Origin of the sequence: Cohnella massiliensis, assembly GCF_900169535.1 — a bacterium.
Classification (GTDB): Bacteria; Bacillota; Bacilli; order Paenibacillales; family Paenibacillaceae; genus Cohnella; species Cohnella algarum.
In genome coordinates, this window is the sequence record NZ_LT821257.1 from 408,844 (window position 1) to 427,877 (window position 19,034).

General features: G+C 59.6%; 19 protein-coding genes. 5 read left to right on the forward strand and 14 right to left on the reverse strand.

The window, feature by feature from the left end; all coding sequences use genetic code 11:
* Positions 1-3: 3 nt before the first annotated feature.
* Positions 4-2,127, reverse strand: coding sequence for a sensor histidine kinase (locus B7E11_RS08590; protein WP_080833354.1), 2,124 nt, complete (start codon positions 2,125-2,127; stop codon positions 4-6).
* Positions 2,128-2,342: 215 nt separating this feature from the next.
* Here B7E11_RS08590 and B7E11_RS08595 point away from each other — a divergent pair, with 215 nt between their 5' ends.
* Positions 2,343-2,861, forward strand: coding sequence for a C40 family peptidase (locus B7E11_RS08595; RefSeq protein ID WP_240353241.1), 519 nt, complete (start codon positions 2,343-2,345; stop codon positions 2,859-2,861).
* A gap of 32 nt (positions 2,862-2,893) precedes the next feature.
* Here the strand turns inward: B7E11_RS08595 and B7E11_RS08600 are convergent, their stop codons facing one another.
* Positions 2,894-3,541 (reverse strand): hypothetical protein, encoded by a 648-nt coding sequence (locus B7E11_RS08600; protein ID WP_080833356.1) that lies wholly within the window; start codon positions 3,539-3,541, stop codon positions 2,894-2,896.
* A 188-nt stretch (positions 3,542-3,729) separates the two neighbouring features.
* Here B7E11_RS08600 and B7E11_RS08605 point away from each other — a divergent pair, with 188 nt between their 5' ends.
* Entirely contained in the window at positions 3,730-4,239 is a 510-nt protein-coding gene (locus B7E11_RS08605; protein WP_080833359.1) for a L,D-transpeptidase, read from the forward strand.
* A gap of 42 nt (positions 4,240-4,281) precedes the next feature.
* Here B7E11_RS08605 and B7E11_RS08610 read toward each other — a convergent pair whose 3' ends face one another.
* Positions 4,282-5,880: an NAD(P)H-hydrate dehydratase gene (locus B7E11_RS08610; RefSeq protein ID WP_080833361.1), complete on the reverse strand. Its 1,599-nt coding sequence runs from the start codon at positions 5,878-5,880 to the stop codon at positions 4,282-4,284.
* 316 nt (positions 5,881-6,196) lie between these two features.
* Entirely contained in the window at positions 6,197-7,159 is a 963-nt protein-coding gene (locus B7E11_RS08615; RefSeq protein ID WP_080833363.1) for a nucleoside hydrolase, read from the reverse strand.
* A 167-nt stretch (positions 7,160-7,326) separates the two neighbouring features.
* On the opposite strand from B7E11_RS08615, the gene B7E11_RS08620 reads away from it, so the two are divergent.
* Together B7E11_RS08620 and B7E11_RS08625 are read left to right on the forward strand one after the other, a co-directional pair.
* Positions 7,327-8,028 carry a futalosine hydrolase gene (locus B7E11_RS08620; protein ID WP_080833365.1) on the forward strand — a complete coding sequence of 234 codons (702 nt, stop codon included), beginning with the start codon at positions 7,327-7,329 and terminating at the stop codon, positions 8,026-8,028.
* Positions 8,025-8,864 (forward strand): 1,4-dihydroxy-6-naphtoate synthase, encoded by an 840-nt coding sequence (locus B7E11_RS08625; protein WP_080833367.1) that lies wholly within the window; start codon positions 8,025-8,027, stop codon positions 8,862-8,864. The genes B7E11_RS08620 and B7E11_RS08625 overlap by 4 nt, the downstream gene beginning before the upstream one ends.
* Before the next feature lie 749 nt (positions 8,865-9,613).
* Here B7E11_RS08625 and B7E11_RS08630 read toward each other — a convergent pair.
* The 3 genes from B7E11_RS08630 to B7E11_RS08640 form a co-directional block, all read right to left on the reverse strand.
* A complete protein-coding gene (locus B7E11_RS08630) occupies positions 9,614-9,904 on the reverse strand; it encodes a hypothetical protein (protein WP_080833369.1) in 291 nt (96 codons plus the stop codon).
* A 323-nt stretch (positions 9,905-10,227) separates the two neighbouring features.
* Entirely contained in the window at positions 10,228-10,743 is a 516-nt protein-coding gene (locus B7E11_RS08635) for an accessory gene regulator B family protein (protein ID WP_080833371.1), read from the reverse strand.
* On the reverse strand, positions 10,740-11,327 hold the full coding sequence (locus B7E11_RS08640; protein ID WP_139787123.1) for a hypothetical protein: 588 nt from the start codon (positions 11,325-11,327) through the stop codon (positions 10,740-10,742). The genes B7E11_RS08635 and B7E11_RS08640 overlap by 4 nt, the downstream gene beginning before the upstream one ends.
* 220 nt (positions 11,328-11,547) lie before the next feature.
* Between B7E11_RS08640 and B7E11_RS08645 the strand changes: the two genes are divergently transcribed.
* Positions 11,548-12,630: a lactonase family protein gene (locus tag B7E11_RS08645; RefSeq protein WP_080833375.1), complete on the forward strand. Its 1,083-nt coding sequence runs from the start codon at positions 11,548-11,550 to the stop codon at positions 12,628-12,630.
* Positions 12,631-12,721: 91 nt separating this feature from the next.
* Here the strand turns inward: B7E11_RS08645 and B7E11_RS08650 are convergent, their stop codons facing one another.
* From B7E11_RS08650 to B7E11_RS08685, 7 genes are all read right to left on the reverse strand, one after another.
* Positions 12,722-13,291, reverse strand: coding sequence for an adenylyltransferase/cytidyltransferase family protein (locus tag B7E11_RS08650; protein ID WP_080833377.1), 570 nt, complete (start codon positions 13,289-13,291; stop codon positions 12,722-12,724).
* Between the two features lie 2 nt (positions 13,292-13,293).
* The gene (locus B7E11_RS08655; protein WP_080833378.1) at positions 13,294-14,718 is read right to left on the reverse strand and encodes a nicotinamide phosphoribosyltransferase domain-containing protein; all 1,425 of its coding nucleotides are present in this window, start codon (positions 14,716-14,718) and stop codon (positions 13,294-13,296) included.
* Between the two features lie 150 nt (positions 14,719-14,868).
* The gene (locus tag B7E11_RS08660) at positions 14,869-15,642 is read right to left on the reverse strand and encodes an NUDIX hydrolase (protein WP_080833380.1); all 774 of its coding nucleotides are present in this window, start codon (positions 15,640-15,642) and stop codon (positions 14,869-14,871) included.
* A 589-nt stretch (positions 15,643-16,231) separates the two neighbouring features.
* Positions 16,232-17,179 carry an aromatic acid exporter family protein gene (locus tag B7E11_RS08670; protein WP_080833384.1) on the reverse strand — a complete coding sequence of 316 codons (948 nt, stop codon included), beginning with the start codon at positions 17,177-17,179 and terminating at the stop codon, positions 16,232-16,234.
* A gap of 79 nt (positions 17,180-17,258) precedes the next feature.
* Positions 17,259-17,495, reverse strand: a complete 237-nt coding sequence (locus tag B7E11_RS08675) for a DUF6953 family protein (protein ID WP_080833386.1) — start codon at positions 17,493-17,495, stop codon at positions 17,259-17,261.
* Between the two features lie 39 nt (positions 17,496-17,534).
* A complete protein-coding gene (locus B7E11_RS08680; RefSeq protein WP_080833388.1) occupies positions 17,535-18,008 on the reverse strand; it encodes a hypothetical protein in 474 nt (157 codons plus the stop codon).
* 134 nt (positions 18,009-18,142) lie between these two features.
* Positions 18,143-19,021, reverse strand: coding sequence for a glycine betaine ABC transporter substrate-binding protein (locus tag B7E11_RS08685; protein ID WP_080833390.1), 879 nt, complete (start codon positions 19,019-19,021; stop codon positions 18,143-18,145).
* Between the last annotated feature and the right edge of the window lie 13 nt (positions 19,022-19,034).

The following is a 19,034-nucleotide window of genomic DNA, read 5'->3' on the forward strand; positions in this document are numbered from 1 at the left end:
CGTTTACGCTCCTTCCTCTTTCGGCGAATCCGTTCCTGCGCGCACCCATCGGACGGGGACGCCGAAACGGAAGCGGCTCCCGGTTCCCGGCTTGCTTTCCGCCGCGATCCAGCCCTTGTGCCGGATCATGATTTCCCTGCAAACCGCAAGCCCCAATCCCGTGCCTTGCGCCATTTGACGGTGGCGGTTCGTCCGGTAAAACCGTTCGAATATTTTTTCCGTCTCCGTCTCGTCGATTCCTTCGCCGTTGTCGGCCACGCTGACGACCGCCGCGCCCCATTCTTTGCCGACGGCCCGGTATTCGATCGCCATCCGGATCCGGCCGCCTGGAGACGTGTATTTGACGGCGTTGGACAACAGATTGGACACGACCTGCTCGATCCGCATCGGGTCCAGCTCCGCTTCGGCGCTCCATCCGTCGATGTTCGCGCCGTCCGGCTCTACCCATTCGAAATGGCGGCCGCTTGCCGTTATCTCGGATTCGTATTTGTAAAAAAGCTGCTTGAAAAACACGCCCGTATCCGTCGGCCGGAACGCAAACTGGATCTGGTCCGTTTCCAGCTTCGTCAGTTCGGTCAAATCATCGATCATCAGCTCGAGCATCCGGGTACGGTCGTGAATCTTTTTCGCGTATTTCAAATAGTCGTCGGTTACGACTCCTTCCATCATCGCGGAAGCGTAGCCTTTGATTGAGGTAATGGGAGTTCCCAGTTCGTGCGAGATGTTGGACAGCAGCTGACGGCGAAATTTTTCCATTCCCGACAGCTTTTCGTTGGCCGATTCCAAACGCAGATTCGATTCGCTCAATTCCGCCGTCCGCTCCGCGATTTTGCGCTCCAGCGATTCGTTGGCCGACTGAAGCTGCGCCGAAAGCTGTTCCGCCTCTATCGCGGTCCGGGAAAACCTCAACCACATGTTGATCGACTGCGTCAACAGAAAAGCCAGCAATCCGTATGGAGCAAACTGCCCTTTGGGGATGATTTGGTTATAAAATAAAATGTCCAGGACGACGGCAATGCTGAACAGAATGAAACCGGCCAGGTTGATCGGAAAGGTGGCCTTGCGTTTGTACGTCCCGATGACGAAAAACGCGAGACAATAGAAAAATACCGGCAGGACGATGCCCAATTGAAAGTGAAGCATGAACAGGGTATATATTTTGGCGGGCGTCAGCAGCACGAAAGCCGTAAACAAGATGAGCGCCGCGAAAAAAATCCCCGCCGTCACGGAACGCGCGCGCGTCGCGTATTCGTTGCGCACGAACAAAATCATCATGAATAAAGCGACCGAAACCGATATGTATTCCGCTTTTACGGACCATTCCCAGGCCAGCCAAGGGAAAGCGACGCTTGCCACATGCTCGCCGAGCACGACCGTCCGGACGGCGATGGCCAGGCAAACGATTCCGAAATACAAAGACGACCGTTCACTCCTCGATACGGCGAACAGTCCGAGATGAAAAATCCCCATAATGACGAGAATGCCCGCGCTAAACGCCTCGGCGCCGAATTTCGCCGTCCGGCTAGCCGTCATTTGCGAAGCGTCCCCGAGCCGTATTTCGTCCCAGATCCCGCCTTTGCGCTGAACGAAATTGGATACTTGCACAAGGAGTTCGTTGCGGCCGGCTTCCGGGCGAAAGGACAGCACTTGCGGATTTTCATCGGGGGACATCAATTGTTCGGACGGTCCCACGACGCCCGCTCCTCCGATCGGAACGCCGTTAACCCAAACACGGAAGGCGCTCGCTACGCCGCTCGCGTATAGCGCCAGCATCGGCGGCGGTTCTTCTTCGGCAAGCTCGAAGGTCAGCCGGTAAGTCGCAACCCCCTGATCGGGCAGCGGATTGCCGTCGGGCAATCGGTTGCTTCCCCACGTGGACGGGACTTCGACCGCAAACGGAACGCCCGCTCTGCCCTCGGCGATATCCTGCGGCGACAGCAGCTCGTTCCAATAAAGCTCCCATTCCCCGTTCAAGGAAATCGCGCCGTTCTCCTTCGGATTCCACGGCGACAAATCCATGAACGCTCCGTCGGCTTCCATCTCGGCCGAAGCGGCCCGGGCGGGCAAGGACCAAACGGCGATGGCAAGCGTGCAGACGAGGAATGCGATAAGGACGCTACGGTTCATGAACGCATGTCCACCTATGCAAATAGAATGTCTGCTACCAGCTTACCATTCCTGCATTCAATCGACAATCACCGCGTATGTTCAAGCCTATTCGACTTATTTTCTATTTATTGTTAATATTAAATGATTCTTACTTTTAAAACCGAAAAACCCAGACCGTGTTATACTTCCACTCGTACAAGCCGTCAGGCAAAAACACCAATCGGGAGGAACGTATGACACATACAGAAAAAAGCAAGACGCACGTAATCAAGAAGACGGTAATCGCCTTTACCTGTTTGTTGACCTTCACTTCGGCTGTCGCCGTCGTTCCCGGCGCGATTCCGACGCACAAGGCGGAAGCGGCCTCGGCAACGAAAGCGGACAAGATCGTTTCCCTTGCCCAATCGTTGAAAGGCAAAGTCACTTATAAATTCAACGTCAACAACCCGTCGAGATATATTTTCGACTGTTCTTCGTTCACGAAATACGTTTTCGGCAAATACGGCGTATCCCTCAAATGGAGCTCCAAAGCGCAAAGCAAACAAGGAAAATACGTTTCCAAAAGCAATTTGAAAAAGGGCGACCTGGTGTTCTTTAGCGTGAGCACCCCGGGACAGGTCAACCATGTCGGCATTTATATCGGCAACGGCAAATTCATTCACAATACGATCGGCAAATCCTGGAACGGGGTTCTCGTCAGCAAGCTGAGCGACTATTCCAAGCGCTACATTACGGCCCGCAGAGTGCTGTAATTCCCCGCGGGCCGCATCGAAGCCGACGCGCCTTACAGCGCGATTTGGCCGGCCTTTTCCGCGCCCGTCGCTCCTGCATGATAGACGTCCAGCGCGCCCTTTTCGCCCTTAACGACTACGTACGGGCAGCAATCGTACAGGATCAAGCCCCGCAATTCGCCTTTGAGTCTGTACGATTCGTGGTAGCCCTTGGACAAATCGTCGAAATCGTTGGCGGTAAACACGACGACCGTGTCGCCGAACTGCTTGGCATAGTTATGGTTGGTGCGGTTGGCAATTTTCTTTTGAGCCGTCGTAAATACCCGGCCGCTGAAGTATTCCTCCGTCGGATCCGTTTCTTTGCCTTTGGAGAACTCCGGCCACAAGTCGCTGAATACGAGATAGCCGTTTTTCTCGTTATGGACAAGCACGAACGGAATTTGCTCCGGACCGAACGGCAAAATGAACAAATCCTTCAGATCGCCGTCGTGCTGGGCTCCGTTCGTTTGAAACAGCTGCGATTTGGCATCGTGCACGAACACCCGCTTGCCTACTTGCAAGGCCGCGAAGTCGCCTGCCGTTTTCAGCGCCGTTCCCGGCGCCGAAGACGAGGCGGCTTCTTCCGCCTGCGCAACCATCGGGAACATCGATACGGCGGCGATTGCCGTCGTCAAAACCAGTTTTGCAAATCTCTTGCTCATTTTTCATAACTCCTTTTCCACCGAAAAATAAATTTCCCCTGCTTTCCTCCGAAATTATACCCGCGTTCCGGAACGCTCCGGTAGTTACCCCCGTCATATGACTGATCACCGTTCTTGTAATTTCCCCCGGACAGCTTCAAAAAGCGCCTCCGGCCGCATATATTGCAAACACGCGGGGAGGCGATAGGGTGAAAAAGTGGTTGGCGTTCGCGGCGCTGCTGGCGCTTGCGAGCTTGTTTGCGCTTCCGGCCCAGGCGGCTCAAAAACAGACGGACACCGCCGTGCTGGCCGAAAAGTACGTCAAACATGAGCATTTTATTGTCATCGACAAGTCATTGAACAAGCTTTTTTATTACCAGGAAGGAGAATTGATCGACACGTTCGCCGTGGCCACGGGCAAGAAGCCTTCCTATACCCCGGAAGGCCTGTTCGTCATCCACGAGAAAATCAAAAATCGGCCTTACTACAAAGAGAAAATCAAAGGAGGGGACCCGAAAAATCCGTTGGGCGACCGATGGCTCGGACTCGAAGTCACCGTGAACGGCAAAACCTCTTACGCCTACGGCATCCACGGCACGAACAACGAGAAATCGATCGGCAAATACGTCTCGGCCGGCTGCATCCGCATGTACAACAAGGACGTCCGGTGGCTTTTCGAGCAGGTGGAGGACGACACGCCCGTGCTGATCCGGAAATAGGCAGGCGCGCCTGAAACGCCGCTGAATTGCAAGCCTTGGCGCTTACAGCTGTTCGATGATGTCGCTCGCGATCAGCGAAGCGGGCGACGTGCGCCCCGCAGCCGCGCGGTCTCCCGCGGCTCCGTGCCAGTAGACTCCGAGCGCGGCCGCGGCCGCGGCATCCAGGCCTTGCGCGAGCAGGCCGCCGATGACGCCGGCGAGCACGTCGCCCGTGCCGCCGGTGGCCATGCCGGCGTTGCCCGTCGTATTGACGAAGACGTCTCCGTTCGGCGAGGCGACGACCGTTTGCGCGCCTTTCAGCACGAGGACGACGCCGTGCCGGCCCGCGAATTCGCGAGCCAGCCCGATCCGGTCGCGCTGCACCTCGCGCACGGACAAGCCGCACAGCCGGGCCATTTCGCCGGGATGCGGCGTCAGGACGGTCGCGGCTTCGCGCCGCGGCCACAGGGCAAGCGGCTCCCCGGCCGGAGCCGGCCCGCCGCTTGCCGCCGCGCCGGCCGCGACGGTCGTCCCGGCGGCGGCGAGCATGTTGAGCGCGTCGGCGTCGAGGACGAGCGGCGACGCGACGGTTTCCCACCAGCGGCGAAGCCAGCCGGTGTCGCCTTCCCATCGGCCGAGCCCCGGGCCGATGACGACCGCCTGCTTGCCGGCGGCGGCAAGCAGCGCGTCATCCGCGTCGGCGCCTCCCCATTCGCCGCTGCCGCCGTCCGCGATGCCCCGGATCATCGCCTCCGGCAGCGCTCCGGCAAGCGGAAGCGCGAGCGCCTCGGGCACCGCCCACGTGAGCAGGCCGCAGCCCGCGCGCAGCGCCGCTTTGGCGCAGAGCAGCCCCGCGCCGCTCATCCGGCGCGATCCCGCCACCGCAAGCACGTGTCCGTACGTGCCCTTGTGCGAATCCGCGGCGCGAACCGGCGGCACGCCCGACAGCGCGAATTTTCGGCGCAGCGTCTCTTCGTTCAGCTCGAACGTGCGAACGCCCTGCCGCGCCGCGGCATCGCCGGGAATGCCGATCGGCCGGACGACGACGGTTCCGGCCGTCTCCGCCCCCGGCTGCAGCCGCAATCCGCGCTTCGCCATCGCGAGCGCGACCGTAACGGCCGCCCGGATGCACGGCTCGTTCGCCTCGCCGGTGTCCGCGTTCAGCCCGCTCGGAATGTCCGCCGCCACGATCGGCAAACCGCTGGCGTTCGCCTCCCGGATCAGCGACGCGTACGGCTCCCGCGGTTCGCCCGTCGCGCCGGTCCCGAGCAGCGCGTCGACGATGCCGTCGAAGCGGTCCCATTCCAGCTTCCCCGGCTCGTAAACGGCCGAGGGCAGCCGCAGCCGATCGGCGATGTCGCGCTGAACGGCCGCCTCGCCCTTGAAGCCTTCCGGAGCCTCCGCGTACACGATGAGCGTCTCCCAGCCTTGCTCGTTCAGGCGCCGCGCGCAGACGACCCCGTCCCCGCCGTTGTTTCCTTTGCCGGCCAGCACGAGCCAGCGCGGGCGGCGGCCCCGCGCCCCCTCCGCTTCCGCAAGCCGAATGGCCTCCTCCGCGATCGCCCGTCCGGCATTTTCCATCAGGACGAGCGAGGGGATGCCGATGACATCGATCGCATAGCGGTCGATATCGCGCATTTCCTTCGATGTGACGAGATACATGGCCAACCCCTCCGGCAATTGATTTTTTGATCCGCGCGCCGGCCGAACTCCAGAGACCAAGCGCCTCTAAGGGCATAGCGCACTCCAGTTCGTTATATTTTCCCAACCCCGATTTCCGACGAAATAACGTCGCTGACAGCCGTTATCGCGCTTGAATCCGTCCAAATCCGCCGATTCCGGACCTTATGGCCGGTCGAGGGCCTGTATTTCCGTTAACTCCATGCCAGGCGTTGACCGCGAGGGATCCAACCGCCCTGCCGGCCTCTACCCCGTACTTACACTTTACCCGAATTCCTGACGCGACGCAGCTTCCGCATTACGAAAAAGCCGAAAGAAACCGCTCCACCGCCCGCTCCTCGTCCGTTTCCACGCAAAAGCAAACCTCCCGCCCGACGCTTGCGCGCGCCCGGCGGTCGGCGACGACCATGCCGGCGGTCAGTCCGGCCTGCGTATCGACCGAAGCCCGAAAAACGCCCGTTCGAAAAAGCCCCGGCTCCGCCGCCGCGACCAGGGCAAGCGCGGACCCGAGGGGGGCGGCTTCGAGCCAGCGCTCCGTCCGGCGATAATACGCGAACGAATGGTTCAGCATCCGTCTCATGAACGCGACGATCCGCTCCCGCTCGGGCGGGCTGCCGCGGCTTAACCGCTCCAAATGTTCCCCGCGAATCCGCGCCCGCATCGTGACATCGAGGCCGACGACCGTCAAACGGCCGCCGGCCGTCGCGAACAGCCGCTCCGCCGCCTCGGGATCGGCATGAAAATTCCGCTCGGCGACGGGCGTCGCGTTGCCCGCGGCGAAGACTGCGCCTCCCGCGACGACGATGCGCTTGAACTTCTCCGCGAGATGCGAATCCATCTCGAGGGCCCGCGGCCAGTTGGTGACCGGCCCGGCCAAGACCAGCGTCAGCTCGCCGGGAAAGGCGGCCGCCTGGCTCGCAAGAAACGCCGCTGCCGGCTCGGCTGCGGCCTTGCCCTTCGGCGGCGGCAGCATCGCGCCGCCGAAGCCGTTGCGCCCGCTGCCCGCGATCCACGGGCCGTCCCGTTCGCGCGCCAGCGGCCCGGCTTCGCCGACGGCTACCGGCGGCGGTTCCTCCGCCTCCGGAAGACAAAGCCCGATCAGGCGCAACGCCTGATCGGCCGCCTGATCCGCGTCCGAATCGCCGCTCACCGTCGTAATGCCGTGCACGGCCACGCCGGGATCGCACAAGGCGAACAGCAGCGCCAGGGCGCCGTCGATTCCTCCTCCGGTATCGATGATCAACCGCGGCACCGGCTCCATAGCCGCCCCTCCTTCGAACGCGGAATCCGCGCATGGTATCGTTCCCTATTCAATAGATATGGATTTTCGCGCCCGGCATTCGCCCGCAATCCGTCTTTCCTTCGCGCGCGGAGAGGTCTATAATAACAATATTGAATAAGGGTTGTTATCCGAAGGAGTTTCTTGCAATGAACGTTAGCATCGGCAATTCGCCGCCAGGGTCTTCGGACCCTGGCTTTCCTGTTGAAGGACGCGTCCTCGTGGCCACCGCCGTCGAGGCGGAACGGGACGCCGTGCTGCGCGGCTTGCGCGGCGACGGCCGCTTCGACGTCGTCGTCGTCGGCGTCGGCCAGGCCGCGGCGGCCGCCGGCACCGCGGCCGCGCTTGCCGCGAGCCGCTATCGCCTGGTCGTCAGCGCGGGCATCGGCGGCGGTTTCCCCGGCCGGGCCGAGATCGGCTCGCTCGTCGTGGCGAGCGAAATCGTCGCGGCCGATCTCGGGGCGGAAACGCCGGACGGCTACCTCAGCATCGACGAGCTCGGCTTCGGCTCCGCCCGCATTCCGGTCGAGGCGGCGCTGGCCGACCGTTTGACCGAAGCGATCCGGCTCTCGGGACGGATCGTTCGGCTCGGTCCCGCGCTGACGCTGACGACCGTGACGGGCACCGCCGACACCGCCGTCAAGCTGGCCAAGCGCGTGCCCGGAGCCGCCTGCGAAGGAATGGAAGGCTTCGGCGTCGCGACCGCGGCGCAGCGGTTCGGCCTGCCCGCGCTCGAAATCCGCGCCGTTTCCAACGCGGTCGGCCCGCGCGACAAATCCGCCTGGCGAATCGGCGAGGCGTTGGCCGCGCTCGAGGCCGCCAGCAATCTTTTTCCGGAGGTTTTCCAATGAGAATCGCGTTTTCCCCATGTCCCAACGACACGTTCGTCTTCCACGCCTGGGCGCACGGACTCGTTCCCGGGGCTCCGAAGCTCGACGTAACGTATGCCGATATCGACATTACCAACCATCTTGCGCTCCGCGCCGAAGGGCCCGAAGTGCTGAAAATCTCGTATGCGGCGCTGCCGTGGGTGCTTTCCGACTATGCGCTCATCCCGTGCGGCGGCGCGCTTGGCCGCGGATGCGGACCGCTCGTCCTGACCAAGGATAAAGCCGCCGACCCGGCGGCGCTGGCCGGACGCAGAGTGGCGGTTCCGAGCGAGCGTTCGACCGCCTATCTGCTGTTCCGCCTGTGGGCGGCGCAAAACGTGCCCGGAAGCGTGGGCGAAATCGTCGTCATGCCGTTCCACGAAATTATGCCGGCCGTGCGCGACGGCAAAATCGATGCCGGCCTGGTCATCCACGAAGCCCGTTTCACGTATCCGTCGTACGGCCTGACGATGCTTGCCGACATGGGAAGCTGGTGGGAAGCCGATACCGGCCTGCCGATTCCGCTCGGCGCCATCATCGCCCGCCGATCCCTTGACGCCAAGGCCGTATCCGGCTGGATACGGTCGTCGGTGGAATATGCATGGGCGAATCCGGAGGCATCCCGCGATTACGTGATGGAGCACGCCCAGGAGATGGATCCGTCCGTCGCGCAGGCGCACATCGATCTCTATGTGAACGACTTCACCGCGAATTTGGGCGAGGCCGGATACGCAGCCGTCTCCTCGCTGCTCGTCCGCGCCGCAAAGGAAGGCCTCGTGCCCGAGTTCGATCCGGATTTGCTGAAAACGAAAGGCTGACGGTTCGAGTTTATCCTTTTCTGCCTTTGGAATGGGGGGCGCAGTTTGGAGGCCGCTTCTCCCCCTGCCGCCGTTTCGGCTCCGGCGTCCGGCGAAGCGGCGGCCCCGGGTGCGAAGCGCCTGAGCTAGCTTACGGGGCACAAAATGACTCATCTCGCTGCCTCCCCACGCATGCTGCCGATCCAGTTGAGTCCCGGCGACTCATCTCGACCCGTCCGACGCTCGCAGCCACACGCATTTGAGTAAAAATGACTCATCTCGCTGCCTCCCCACGCATGCTGCCGATCCAGTTGAGTCGTGGCGACTCATCTTGACCCGTCCACGCTCGCAGCCACACGCATTTGAGTAAAAATGACTCATCTGATCGCCACAGCACGCATGCTGCCGATCCAGTTGAGTCCTGGCGACTCATCTCGACCCGTCCGACGCTCGCAGCCACACGCATTTGAGTAAAAATCACTCATCTCGCTGCCTCCCCACGCATGCTGCCGATCCAGTTGAATCGTGGCGACTCATCTCGACCCGTCCGACGCTCGCAGCCACACGCATTTGAGTAAAAATGACTCATCTCGCTGCCTCCCCACGCATACTGCCGATCCAATCGAGTCGTGGTTACTTCTCTTAACTCGTCATTCGCATGTCTGCGGCGGTCGATGTCGGTCATTCGTCGCCGGTTCGAAGGGGAGCGTCACGTCCAACGAAAGCTTGCCCATCCCGCCTGCAACAAGCCGTTTCCATTTGCCGCACCGTCAATGCCAGCGCGCCAGCGCAAAGGCCAGCTTCCCCTCCAGCAGCCGCAGCAATTCCTCTGCGGTTCCCGCATACGGCGTCGGCTGCCAATTGCCCCGATGATTCGCAAGGTCGAGCGCATAGCGGCCCCCCTGCAACGGAGTAAATGACGCCCGCAAAGCCGGGACATCGTCCTCCGTCGAATATAAAACGAGCCGGAGATCGTCTGCCGCCACCGAAAGATGGGCAAGCTGCCGCTTTTCCAGCCAATCCTGAATCGCCGATCGCGCCCGCTCCAGCGACTCGTTCATTGTTCTCGCCTCCCTCTAAGCCGACCCGTCCCGAAAAAGACAAAAACACCGCGCATGCAGAACGTTTCTGCAGCACGGTGCTTCCGTGAAATAACCTATGCGATTAAAAAGCTTGAGCGTTCGCCGCCGTTCGGCCGTCCGCGTCGCGCGCCGAGGCTATTCCAGCTCTTTCAGCTCCGGATCTCCGAACCAAACTTTCGCGACGCTGAACATGCTGGCCATTCCCATCATGGCCAAAGAGAACTTCTGGGCTAGTTTCTTTTTCAAACCGGTTCGCTCCTTTTCCCTAATTGCAGTCAAGATTCGACTTTTTGCGAGTTTCTCTATTTTTTTATTTTAATGGTTGAAATGCTCTGAAACAAGATGGAATACGTGACGGCCGACCAGGTTAACCCCGTTCCCAGTGCGGCGAGCGCGATCGAGATCCACCTGTAGCGGGCATGCTTCCCGGCCGGCAGTTTTTGCCTGAGCGCGCCGGAAGGCGAAAAAATCGCCAGCAAAACGACGCATGCCCCATGACAGACGATCGTAACGGGGACGGACAGATCGGGCAGCATGGCGCACAGGACGGCGGTCGCAACCGTGACGGCCACGCATTGCTCGCTTGTCCGAAAGTGCATTCCCCCGGAAAAATAACGCAGCGCCGCTAGAGAAACCAAACTGAGCACCCCCTCCCCCGCCCGGTCCGTCCATGCCAGAATGAATACGGTGAAGCCGACGATAAGCAAGGTCGTAAGCGAAATGATCAATCCCAGACGCAGGCGGGGATACGCGTCCTTGCCCAATTCCCCCCACCCCATCAACCGAAGGGCGAAACGTTCCGCAAGCCGGTCGATCATTGGTTCTTTTCCTTCAGGATCGAATAATGAAAGATGGCGATGAACAAGCCGAGCGTCAGCATCACAAGCGGGACTAAAATATGAAAATGCTCGACGTACAGATAATAGCTAATCGCCAAGACCAAAAATCCGACCATGATTAAAATGAACAGCTTCAAGTTTTCCCGCTTCCAGGGAAAGGCGGAGGACGGGCCGTTCGGAACGAACGTGAATCCGCGCCCCGAAGACTGCAAGTACCAGGCGAATGCGATGTTGGCGGCAGCGCATATGATCTGCATCGAATACGTCTCGGGACTTTCCAGGCTTTGCAAGCCGATCTCGTCGAACCATGGCGCGGCGGGCAGCATAAGGAGCAGGAGCGCCTGCAGCAGAATGTATACGACAAAGTAGGTAATGATCATGATGCACGAATAAATGAACGGCACGCGAAACATCAGCCAGAAAAGCAAAATCAGGACGACAAGCTGAATGACCGGAGCCATTTCGACCTCATACTTGATCCGCAGCGCATGGGAAAGAAAAGAGCAAACCAGCGAAATAACGACGATCGGAGCAATCGAATACCGGATCTGAAAGCGATACAAGGCCAGAATCCCCAGTAGCATGGCACTATATTCGACGGTCGACACCAATACAAACGACAAAAATCCCATTATTTCGATCCTTTCCGACTAAATGCGATTACCACTTTTATCTTATCATTCATTTTTCGACATGAGGAGAGGCACGGCCAAAACATTTTACATCTTCTCTTCCGAAAAGGTAAAATAAAACGAAATGAATCCATGACGGGAGACGATACCTTTGAGCCTTTCCGAAAATCGTACGTTAATCGTGGCAGGATCTTATGCCGAAGCCGCCTCCGCCGGGGTTTACGTGTATGAATTCGATGCCGGCCGGGAGACGCTGACGCTGCTGGACCGGAAATCCGGCTTTCAAAATCCGACCTTCCTTTGCCTGGATGCGCCGCGGCGCGCCGTTTACGCGTTGACGGAAACCAAAGCCGAAGACGGCTCCAAGGCGAGCGATGCCGTCTATATGAAGCTCGACCCCGCAAGCGGAACCTTGACGGAGGTCAACCGGTCGCTCGCGAACAGCGGTCCGACCTGTCATATTCAAAAAAGCGCCGACGACCGTTACCTGACGTTAACCAGCTACCATGAGGGTTTGGTCAGCCTCGTCGAACTCGAAAAAGACGGCCGTATCGGCCGTCTGCTGGACGAACGGCGCCACGAAGGCAAAAGCGCGCATCCCGAACGGCAGGACAGGCCGCACCCGCACTCCTCGTTCTACAGTCCGGACGGCAGCTACCTGTTCGTTTGCGATTTGGGGCTCGACCGCATTCGCGCCTATAAGGTCGATAACGGCAAGCTGCTGCCGCACGGCGACACGGCGCTTCATCCGGGCGCCGGGCCGCGGCACTTGACGTTTCACCCGAACGGCGCCTTTGCGTTCGTCATCAACGAGGTGGACAGCTCGATCGTTTCGTTCCGCTATGACGCAGTAACCGGGCGGCTGGAACGCGTCGCGACCGTGCCGACGCTTCCGCCCGATTTCGAAGGCGAAAACACATGCGCGGAAATCGCGGTCTCCCCCGACGGCAAATTCCTGTACGGCTCCAACCGCGGGCACGACAGCATCGTCGTATACGCGATCGACGAAGCGACCGGCGAACTCGCGTATGTCGAACACGCGTCCGTTCAGGGCGGGCACCCTCGCCACTTTTCGATTTTGCCCGGAGGACGCCATTTGCTCGCCGCCAACCGGGACACGAACAACCTGACGCTGTTCCGGATCGATCCCGTTTCCGGAAAGCTGTCGTACACCGGCCTTTCCGTATCGGTATCCAAGCCGGTATGCGTATGGGCGGCGACCTTCGCCATTTGAGCCGGGCGGCAAGTAACGGACGCGCCGGGATTTGGTGTTCCGGCGCCTAGCAAGGCGCGCAGAACGGCAGCCCGGGAACGACCCTTCGGGGTCAGTTCCCGGGCTCTTTCGTTTCCGCGGCCGCCAGCGTCAGCGAACGCAATTGCTCGTACCGGGCGTGCAGCTTCGGATTGACGTAGCTCTCCCAGAACGCCCTGTCGCCCGCCAGCAGCGCCTGCCGCAAATCGGTGGCGTGAATCGGGATGCGGGAGCGCGGCACGATCAGCTTCCCCAGATCCGCTTCCTCTTCGGGCGGAAACCATCGTCCCCGCTCCTCGTCGTTGCCGGTAATCATCAAATCGAGCGGCGGCCATCCCCGCTCCCGGCCGTAGCTCCGGACCGCGTCGAGCAAATAACGCCCCCAGGCATGGCTGTGATCGTCCTCGTTCGTATAATCGGGTAAAGGAAGGATATGAATGCGGTCGCCGAAAAGCTCGGTCAGCATCTCGACGCGGAGCTGCGCCGGAAACGGATTGCGCCGCGTGCCTTGCAGCTGGGCGGAACCGACGAGCACGAGCAGGCGCTCGCAAACGCCGATCCCCATTTCGATAATTTGTTCGTGCCCGATGTGAAGCTGTTGAAACCGGCCGAGCACGAAGCCGAATTGAAAAGGCCTTGCCATCGTTATCCTCTCTCTTTCTTTTCCTCCGTCTGCAAGTACAGATCGGCAAACCGTCTGATTTTACGTTCGATTTCCGCCGACAGCCTTACGTTTTGCTGCTCTGCCGTCTGCTTGCGCATCCGCTCGCGAACGGCCGCCCAGTGGTCCGGCCCCGCCAGAAGCAGCGCAGGCTCGCCGTCGCCGTCGTGACGGTAGACGGTTTCGTACAATCCTTCCAGCTCGCTCTCGTCCGCCGCTTCCACCGTCAGCTCTCCCCTAACGAGAACCGGTTTGATTTTCCCCGGAAGGCTCCGCTTCAACTCGACCATCGAAAACTTCATCCGGTCCTTCCCGTTGCTGAACGCGGTCTTCATCGCCCATCCGAGCGTATCCCGGCTGACGTTCTGGTAGAATCCCGCCCCGACTCCGTACGAGACGAAGCTGATCGGCACGCCTTCGCGCTCCAGCTGCTCGTCGTATTGCCGCACCCGCTCGAAGTTCATGCCTTCGCCGATGATGACGCCGACGACGTCCAGCAGTCCGTGGCCGCGAGCCGCCTCGTAAATGTCGATCGCCTGCCGCAGCACGTCTCCGCTGTCCGGACGAAGCACGATGCGTACCCCTCGCTCCCTGGCCCGCGCCCCAAGCTCCGGCAAATATTCGCGAATGACCCGGTTGGCGTCGTAGGTATCGATGACGAGCGCGACGACCTTTTCCCCGGCTTGGGCGGTCGCGTCGATCGCGTGTCGGAAGCAATCCAGCTCGTCGTCGTATTGCTGCGTCACTTTGTGGGCGAGCGCCGAAATGCTGCCGATGAACGCGTTCGGCGTATGCAGGGTCGTATGGAAATCGTCCGTTCCCTGCAGCGCCAGGTTCCAGGCCGTTCCGGCCCAGTACGCATCCTCGAGGCTGCGATGTCCGCGAAAGCCGAAGCTGTGGAGTTTCCAGAAAAACGAATCGTCATAGCCGTACTGCCTTTGCTTTTGTTCGAGATAGCGGCGCATGCGGAACGCCTCCGTCGCGCAGCCGCTCGGGAAATACGCGTGCATGAAGACGCCTTCCCACCAGGTGACGAGTTCTCCGAAGCCCATCTTCGTATTGTACACTTGCGCGAACGGGGTTCCCGCCGGGCACCAGGTTCCTTCCGGCAGCGATTCGACGGCGATCGGAGCGTAGCCGTTGCACTCGTTCACGACCCGCTCGAACAGCTCCGACGGGAACTTCAGGCCTTGCATGGCGGCGCCGCGCTCGGCCTCCCGAATGTGCTCCTCGGTTATCCGGATCGACAGCAGACTCGCGATCGTCTCCCGCAAACCGTACAGGATCATCCCCTGGCTGCGGTTGTACAGATGGCTGACCTCCCAATCGACATTGCATTTCAGGCGGGTATGCGACAGGTTATAGCTGTCCGTCAGCAGCAGAGGGTTTTGGCGAATTTGATTTAACATGGGCGTTTCCTCCCTTGATTGTAACCGATCGGCATCGGAAAATGTTGATCTTTTTTATAGTCGAATCGACCATCTAAATAGCAAAAACAAGGCCTTTCGTGCCAAAACCTTCGTCGTCCCCCGGGACGGAGAAGGTCGTTTTGACCGGAATTAAAATAAACCGGAGTTGTAGATGGATATGTTCGGCTCGTAATCCGTGAATTCGTACAGTCTGGCCGGTCGGTTGGAGTTTCGGTCCGTCGTCATCGGCCGGCCCTCGGCATCCGCCGCTTCCCGGATCAGCCCTTTGCGCGTCTTGGTCGCAAGCAGGTTCCTCTTGAAATTGGCGATGTCTTCCTCGAAGTCGGGGACGACCGTTTGAATGACCTGAAACAGTTCCCGGATCGTAAACCGGTCCGGCAAAAACTCCTTGGCGATCGTAGTCGTCATCATCTTCTTCCGGACATGGGCCAAGGCGTCCAGCAAAATGTCGTTGTGATCGAACGCCAGCTTCATTCCGAGCGCTTCTTCGATATCGAACAGCCCGACCTCGTCGGCATCGGTATCGGCCGCCAGGTTAAGCAGGTACTGCTCTTTGACCAGAGCGCAGTAGACGACGGAAGGCATCCATCCTCTGGGGTCGCGTCCGGGGTAGTACACCGTCTTGATCTGCTCGATCATGACGTCCCCGCTCACGTTCGTCTCTTCCTTCAATTCCCGGTAAGCGGCTTCCGTCAGCGTCTCGTTCTCGTCGGAAAACCCTCCCGGCAGCGCCCAACAGCCCGGATAAGCTTCGGACTGGCGGCTGCGCCGCACAAGCAGGACGCGCAATCGGCGTTCGGCGAGCATTTTGTAATTGCCCGGTTTGGCCAGCGAAGCGATCGTAAAGATGGCGATATCGACCGGCAAACCGTCGGGCGTGCGATACGAGTGCGATTGCGTCATGCGGAAAACCTCCTTGTTGATTCCAGTATATGCCGGAAATTTTATATTGTCAATATGACAATATAAATAATTTAAAAAAACGGTTTTGCCGTTCTCTGAGAGAGGGGACTTTGTTGGCCCGGCCCGTCGAGTTCGGCTTTCCATATTGCCCGGTCCGGCGATTGGGCGGACGATTCCCGGCCTGAACGGAGAGAAAGGAGGCAACGATGCGCGTGACGGGGCAGAGCTACAGTGGATTTTATCCAATCAAAACCGGCTTTTTCGCGAATCCCTTGCGCTTGAATGGATTTTGTCCAACCTAGAGGGAACGTTTCGTTCATTTCGGCCGATACGGCCGCTTTTCGTTGGATAAATTCCACTCTGGATCGAAACCTCGTCGTTTTTCGCTCCGACCGTTGGATAAAATCCAACATAGGCTCGTCAAACGGGGGGCTTTCCCACTGCCAGGGCTTCCGACGTGAGCGTATTCCGTTCATCGGCGCCCCGACGCTCCTTATTGCAGCCAGCGGCGCTCCGATGCCACCATGCCAAATCAAATCGATGGGGCCGGTGCTGTAACGAAACAGCCCGGCCTGAAGGCCGGGCGGAATCATAGCGTATCGATAAACCGTTCGAGCTCGTTCGCCGCCGCGAACAGGTTGGCGCGGGTTTCGAACTCTTCTCTCGTTTCGGGCAGGGGCAAGCCTTTGTGGTATTCCCGAATCCCCCGGAGAGACTCGTAAAAATTGTCGTGACGGTCGCCACCCGATTCGCCCTGCCGCTTCATATGTTCGGAGAGCCGCTCCATGAACTGGCCGATGCGAAGCCCCTGTTCCACCTGGGCGGTAATTTGCGATACGTGAGGGAGCATTCTCTCCAGCAGTTCGTATTGTTTGCGTTTGTTGTGAAAATAGGTCCGATAGCCGCCCTTCTTGCCCGGACGGTAATTCTCTTCCTCCAGCTGCGCCATGCGCAGCGCCCGGTCGAGCAAATCGGACAGCTGCAGCATCTCCTTGCCGTCCCAAAGCGTGTAGCCGTTTTTCAAATAGACGGAAAACTCGCTCAAAATAACGGAGATCAGCCGGTCCGCTTCCGCCTTCATCCGGTTCAGCTGCTTGTCGATGCTCGGCATATACCAATTGACGAGCAGCGCCACGCCCAGTCCGATCAGAACGACGAGCACCTCGTTGAGGAAAAACGACGCTTCGATCTGCCGGTTCATGTAGACGTGCATAATGATGACCGAGCTGCTCGCCAATCCCTCCTGAATGCGCAATTTGACGCACAGAGGAATAAACAGAAGCATCAGCACCAGAAACGAATACGGGGCGTAGCCGATGATTTCGAACAGCGCCGTGGACGTGATCATGCCCAGCATGCAGGCGACCAGGCGGCTGAAAACGGCTTTATTGGATTGCTTCCGCGACTTTTGAATGCACAAAAGCGTCAATATCCCGGAAGCGGAGTAATATTCGAGCTTGAGCGCTTGCGCGATCAGCACCGATACGCTTACGCCGACCGCCGTCTTGATCGTGCGGAATCCGATGTTTACTTTCAAGTGCGTCCACCCTGCCGCTATGTAATAGCTAAATGATACTCTTTGACTACCGCGCAGGCAATGACGGGAGTCACTCCCGTCAGGTCCAGCCCCAGAAAAAGCCGTCGCGGTCCCAGGCGATCCTGCCCCGGTGGAGCTTGCGAAACGCCTTTTTCACTTCCTTCGACAGCGAAGCGTTTCCATTCTCGTTTACGAAGACGAAGCGTTCCCCGAAATGGGCTTTCACGTATTCGATCGCCTCGCTTTGATGCAGCATGCCCCGGAACCGGATTTCCCGGACCATCCATTCCGCCACTTCCTGCTCGGTTGCCTCCATCGGCCCGCCCCTTCCTTCCGGCCTTGCCGCCCGCCGTCTCTAGGAGCGCGCAAAGCCTTCTTCCTTCAAGTAGTCCGCGGCTTCATCGTACGTTTCGTAAACCCCGTCCAAGTTCAACCCGCAAAAAACGTACCACATCGCGTCCTCTTCGTCGTACTTCAATTCGAGCCTCTGCCCTTCGGCGTTGCGCCATAGCTCCTCGCGAGCCGGCCCGCCGCTTGTCCGAGCCTCGCCGGCATCACCCAGCAATCGGATCGACAGACCGATTACCGTCCGGAGGTCGTTTTCCGAGAAGCCGCGAATATTGACGAAGCCCTTGTCGTCCGTTTCGTAGCCTTCCGCGCCTTCCGCATAAACGTAGCCGTTCCCGTTCGGATGGAGATGGTAAACGACCGTTTTTTTGTCGCGGGCGCTCGCTTCATAATGATAATTGACGCGACCGAGCGATACGTCCTTGCGCCGCAGCTCGGGGAACGAATCGGCAATCGCAAGCTTTTGTTCGAAACTGAGCATGTCACGCCTCCAGTCGGCTGTATTCTTCGTCCCATTATAGCCCGCGGCACGGCGGGCCGCAACGCGGGAGAAAGCCGCCGGTCCCTGCGACGTGGCAAGAGCCGGCGGCTTTCCTTTGCTTTTTTAACGCTGATTTATTGTTCGATGCCCTGAATCCAGGCGTCGACTTTGCCGCCGTTGGTTTCCACCCATTCCTTGGCGGCTTCCTCCGGCGACTTGCCTTCCTGGATGGCGACCATGACGGAAGCCATGTCGTCCGGAGTCCACTGGAACTGATCCAGGAACGTATAGGCATCCGGCTTGTCTTCCTCGAGGCCTTTGCGCGCGATCGTATGAATTTGCTCGGCGCCGCCGTATACGCCCTTCGGGTCTTCCAGGTACTTCAGCTCCATCGACCCGAACATCCAGTGCGGCGTCCAGCCGGTGACGACGATCGGCTGCTCGTTGTCGTACGCCTTTTTCAGTTCCTGCGCCATGGCGGCCGACGAGCTTTCGACCAGCGTATAGTCGCTCAAAGCGTAATCCTCGAGCGCCTTCTCCGTCGCCATCATAATGCCGGCGCCGGGCTCGATCCCGATAATTTTGCCGTCCAGCGCGGCGACCGTATCGGCGTTTTTCAAATCTTCGATCGACGAGATGTCCATATAGGCCGGAACGGTCAGCCCCGTCTTCGTGCCGTCCAGGTTCGGACCAAGGTCAACGATGTCTTCCGCGTAGGTTTCCATATAGGAGGCATGCGTGCTCGGCAGCCATGCGGCAACCATCGCGTCCGCGCTGCCGTCGGCGATGCCGGTCCACATCGGGCCCGCGTCAACCTGCAGCATTTCCACCGTATACCCGAGCTTCGATTCAAGCACTTCCTTTACGACGTTGGTGCTCGCGATTTCCGAGTCCCAGGCGACGTACGCCAGCTTGATCGACTTCGCGTCCCCGCCTCCCGATCCGGAATTCGAACAAGCGGCCGCGACCGCGACGACGACGATAACCGACAATAAAGACAACCATTTTTTCAAAAACAGCACCCCA

Excerpts from the sequence above, each read along its gene's own strand:
- B7E11_RS08590 (WP_080833354.1), bottom strand. The coding sequence starts at position 2,127 with ATGAACCGTAGCGTCCTTATCGCATTCCTCGTCTGCACGCTTGCCATC.
- B7E11_RS08595 (WP_240353241.1), top strand. The coding sequence starts at position 2,343 with ATGACACATACAGAAAAAAGCAAGACGCACGTAATCAAGAAGACGGTA.
- B7E11_RS08600 (WP_080833356.1), bottom strand. The coding sequence starts at position 3,541 with ATGAGCAAGAGATTTGCAAAACTGGTTTTGACGACGGCAATCGCCGCC.
- B7E11_RS08610 (WP_080833361.1), bottom strand. The coding sequence starts at position 5,880 with ATGTATCTCGTCACATCGAAGGAAATGCGCGATATCGACCGCTATGCG.
- B7E11_RS08615 (WP_080833363.1), bottom strand. The coding sequence starts at position 7,159 with ATGGAGCCGGTGCCGCGGTTGATCATCGATACCGGAGGAGGAATCGAC.
- B7E11_RS08620 (WP_080833365.1), top strand. The coding sequence starts at position 7,327 with ATGAACGTTAGCATCGGCAATTCGCCGCCAGGGTCTTCGGACCCTGGC.
- B7E11_RS08625 (WP_080833367.1), top strand. The coding sequence starts at position 8,025 with ATGAGAATCGCGTTTTCCCCATGTCCCAACGACACGTTCGTCTTCCAC.
- B7E11_RS08630 (WP_080833369.1), bottom strand. The coding sequence starts at position 9,904 with ATGAACGAGTCGCTGGAGCGGGCGCGATCGGCGATTCAGGATTGGCTG.
- B7E11_RS08635 (WP_080833371.1), bottom strand. The coding sequence starts at position 10,743 with ATGATCGACCGGCTTGCGGAACGTTTCGCCCTTCGGTTGATGGGGTGG.
- B7E11_RS08650 (WP_080833377.1), bottom strand. The coding sequence starts at position 13,291 with ATGGCAAGGCCTTTTCAATTCGGCTTCGTGCTCGGCCGGTTTCAACAG.
- B7E11_RS08655 (WP_080833378.1), bottom strand. The coding sequence starts at position 14,718 with ATGTTAAATCAAATTCGCCAAAACCCTCTGCTGCTGACGGACAGCTAT.
- B7E11_RS08660 (WP_080833380.1), bottom strand. The coding sequence starts at position 15,642 with ATGACGCAATCGCACTCGTATCGCACGCCCGACGGTTTGCCGGTCGAT.
- B7E11_RS08675 (WP_080833386.1), bottom strand. The coding sequence starts at position 17,495 with ATGGAGGCAACCGAGCAGGAAGTGGCGGAATGGATGGTCCGGGAAATC.
- B7E11_RS08680 (WP_080833388.1), bottom strand. The coding sequence starts at position 18,008 with ATGCTCAGTTTCGAACAAAAGCTTGCGATTGCCGATTCGTTCCCCGAG.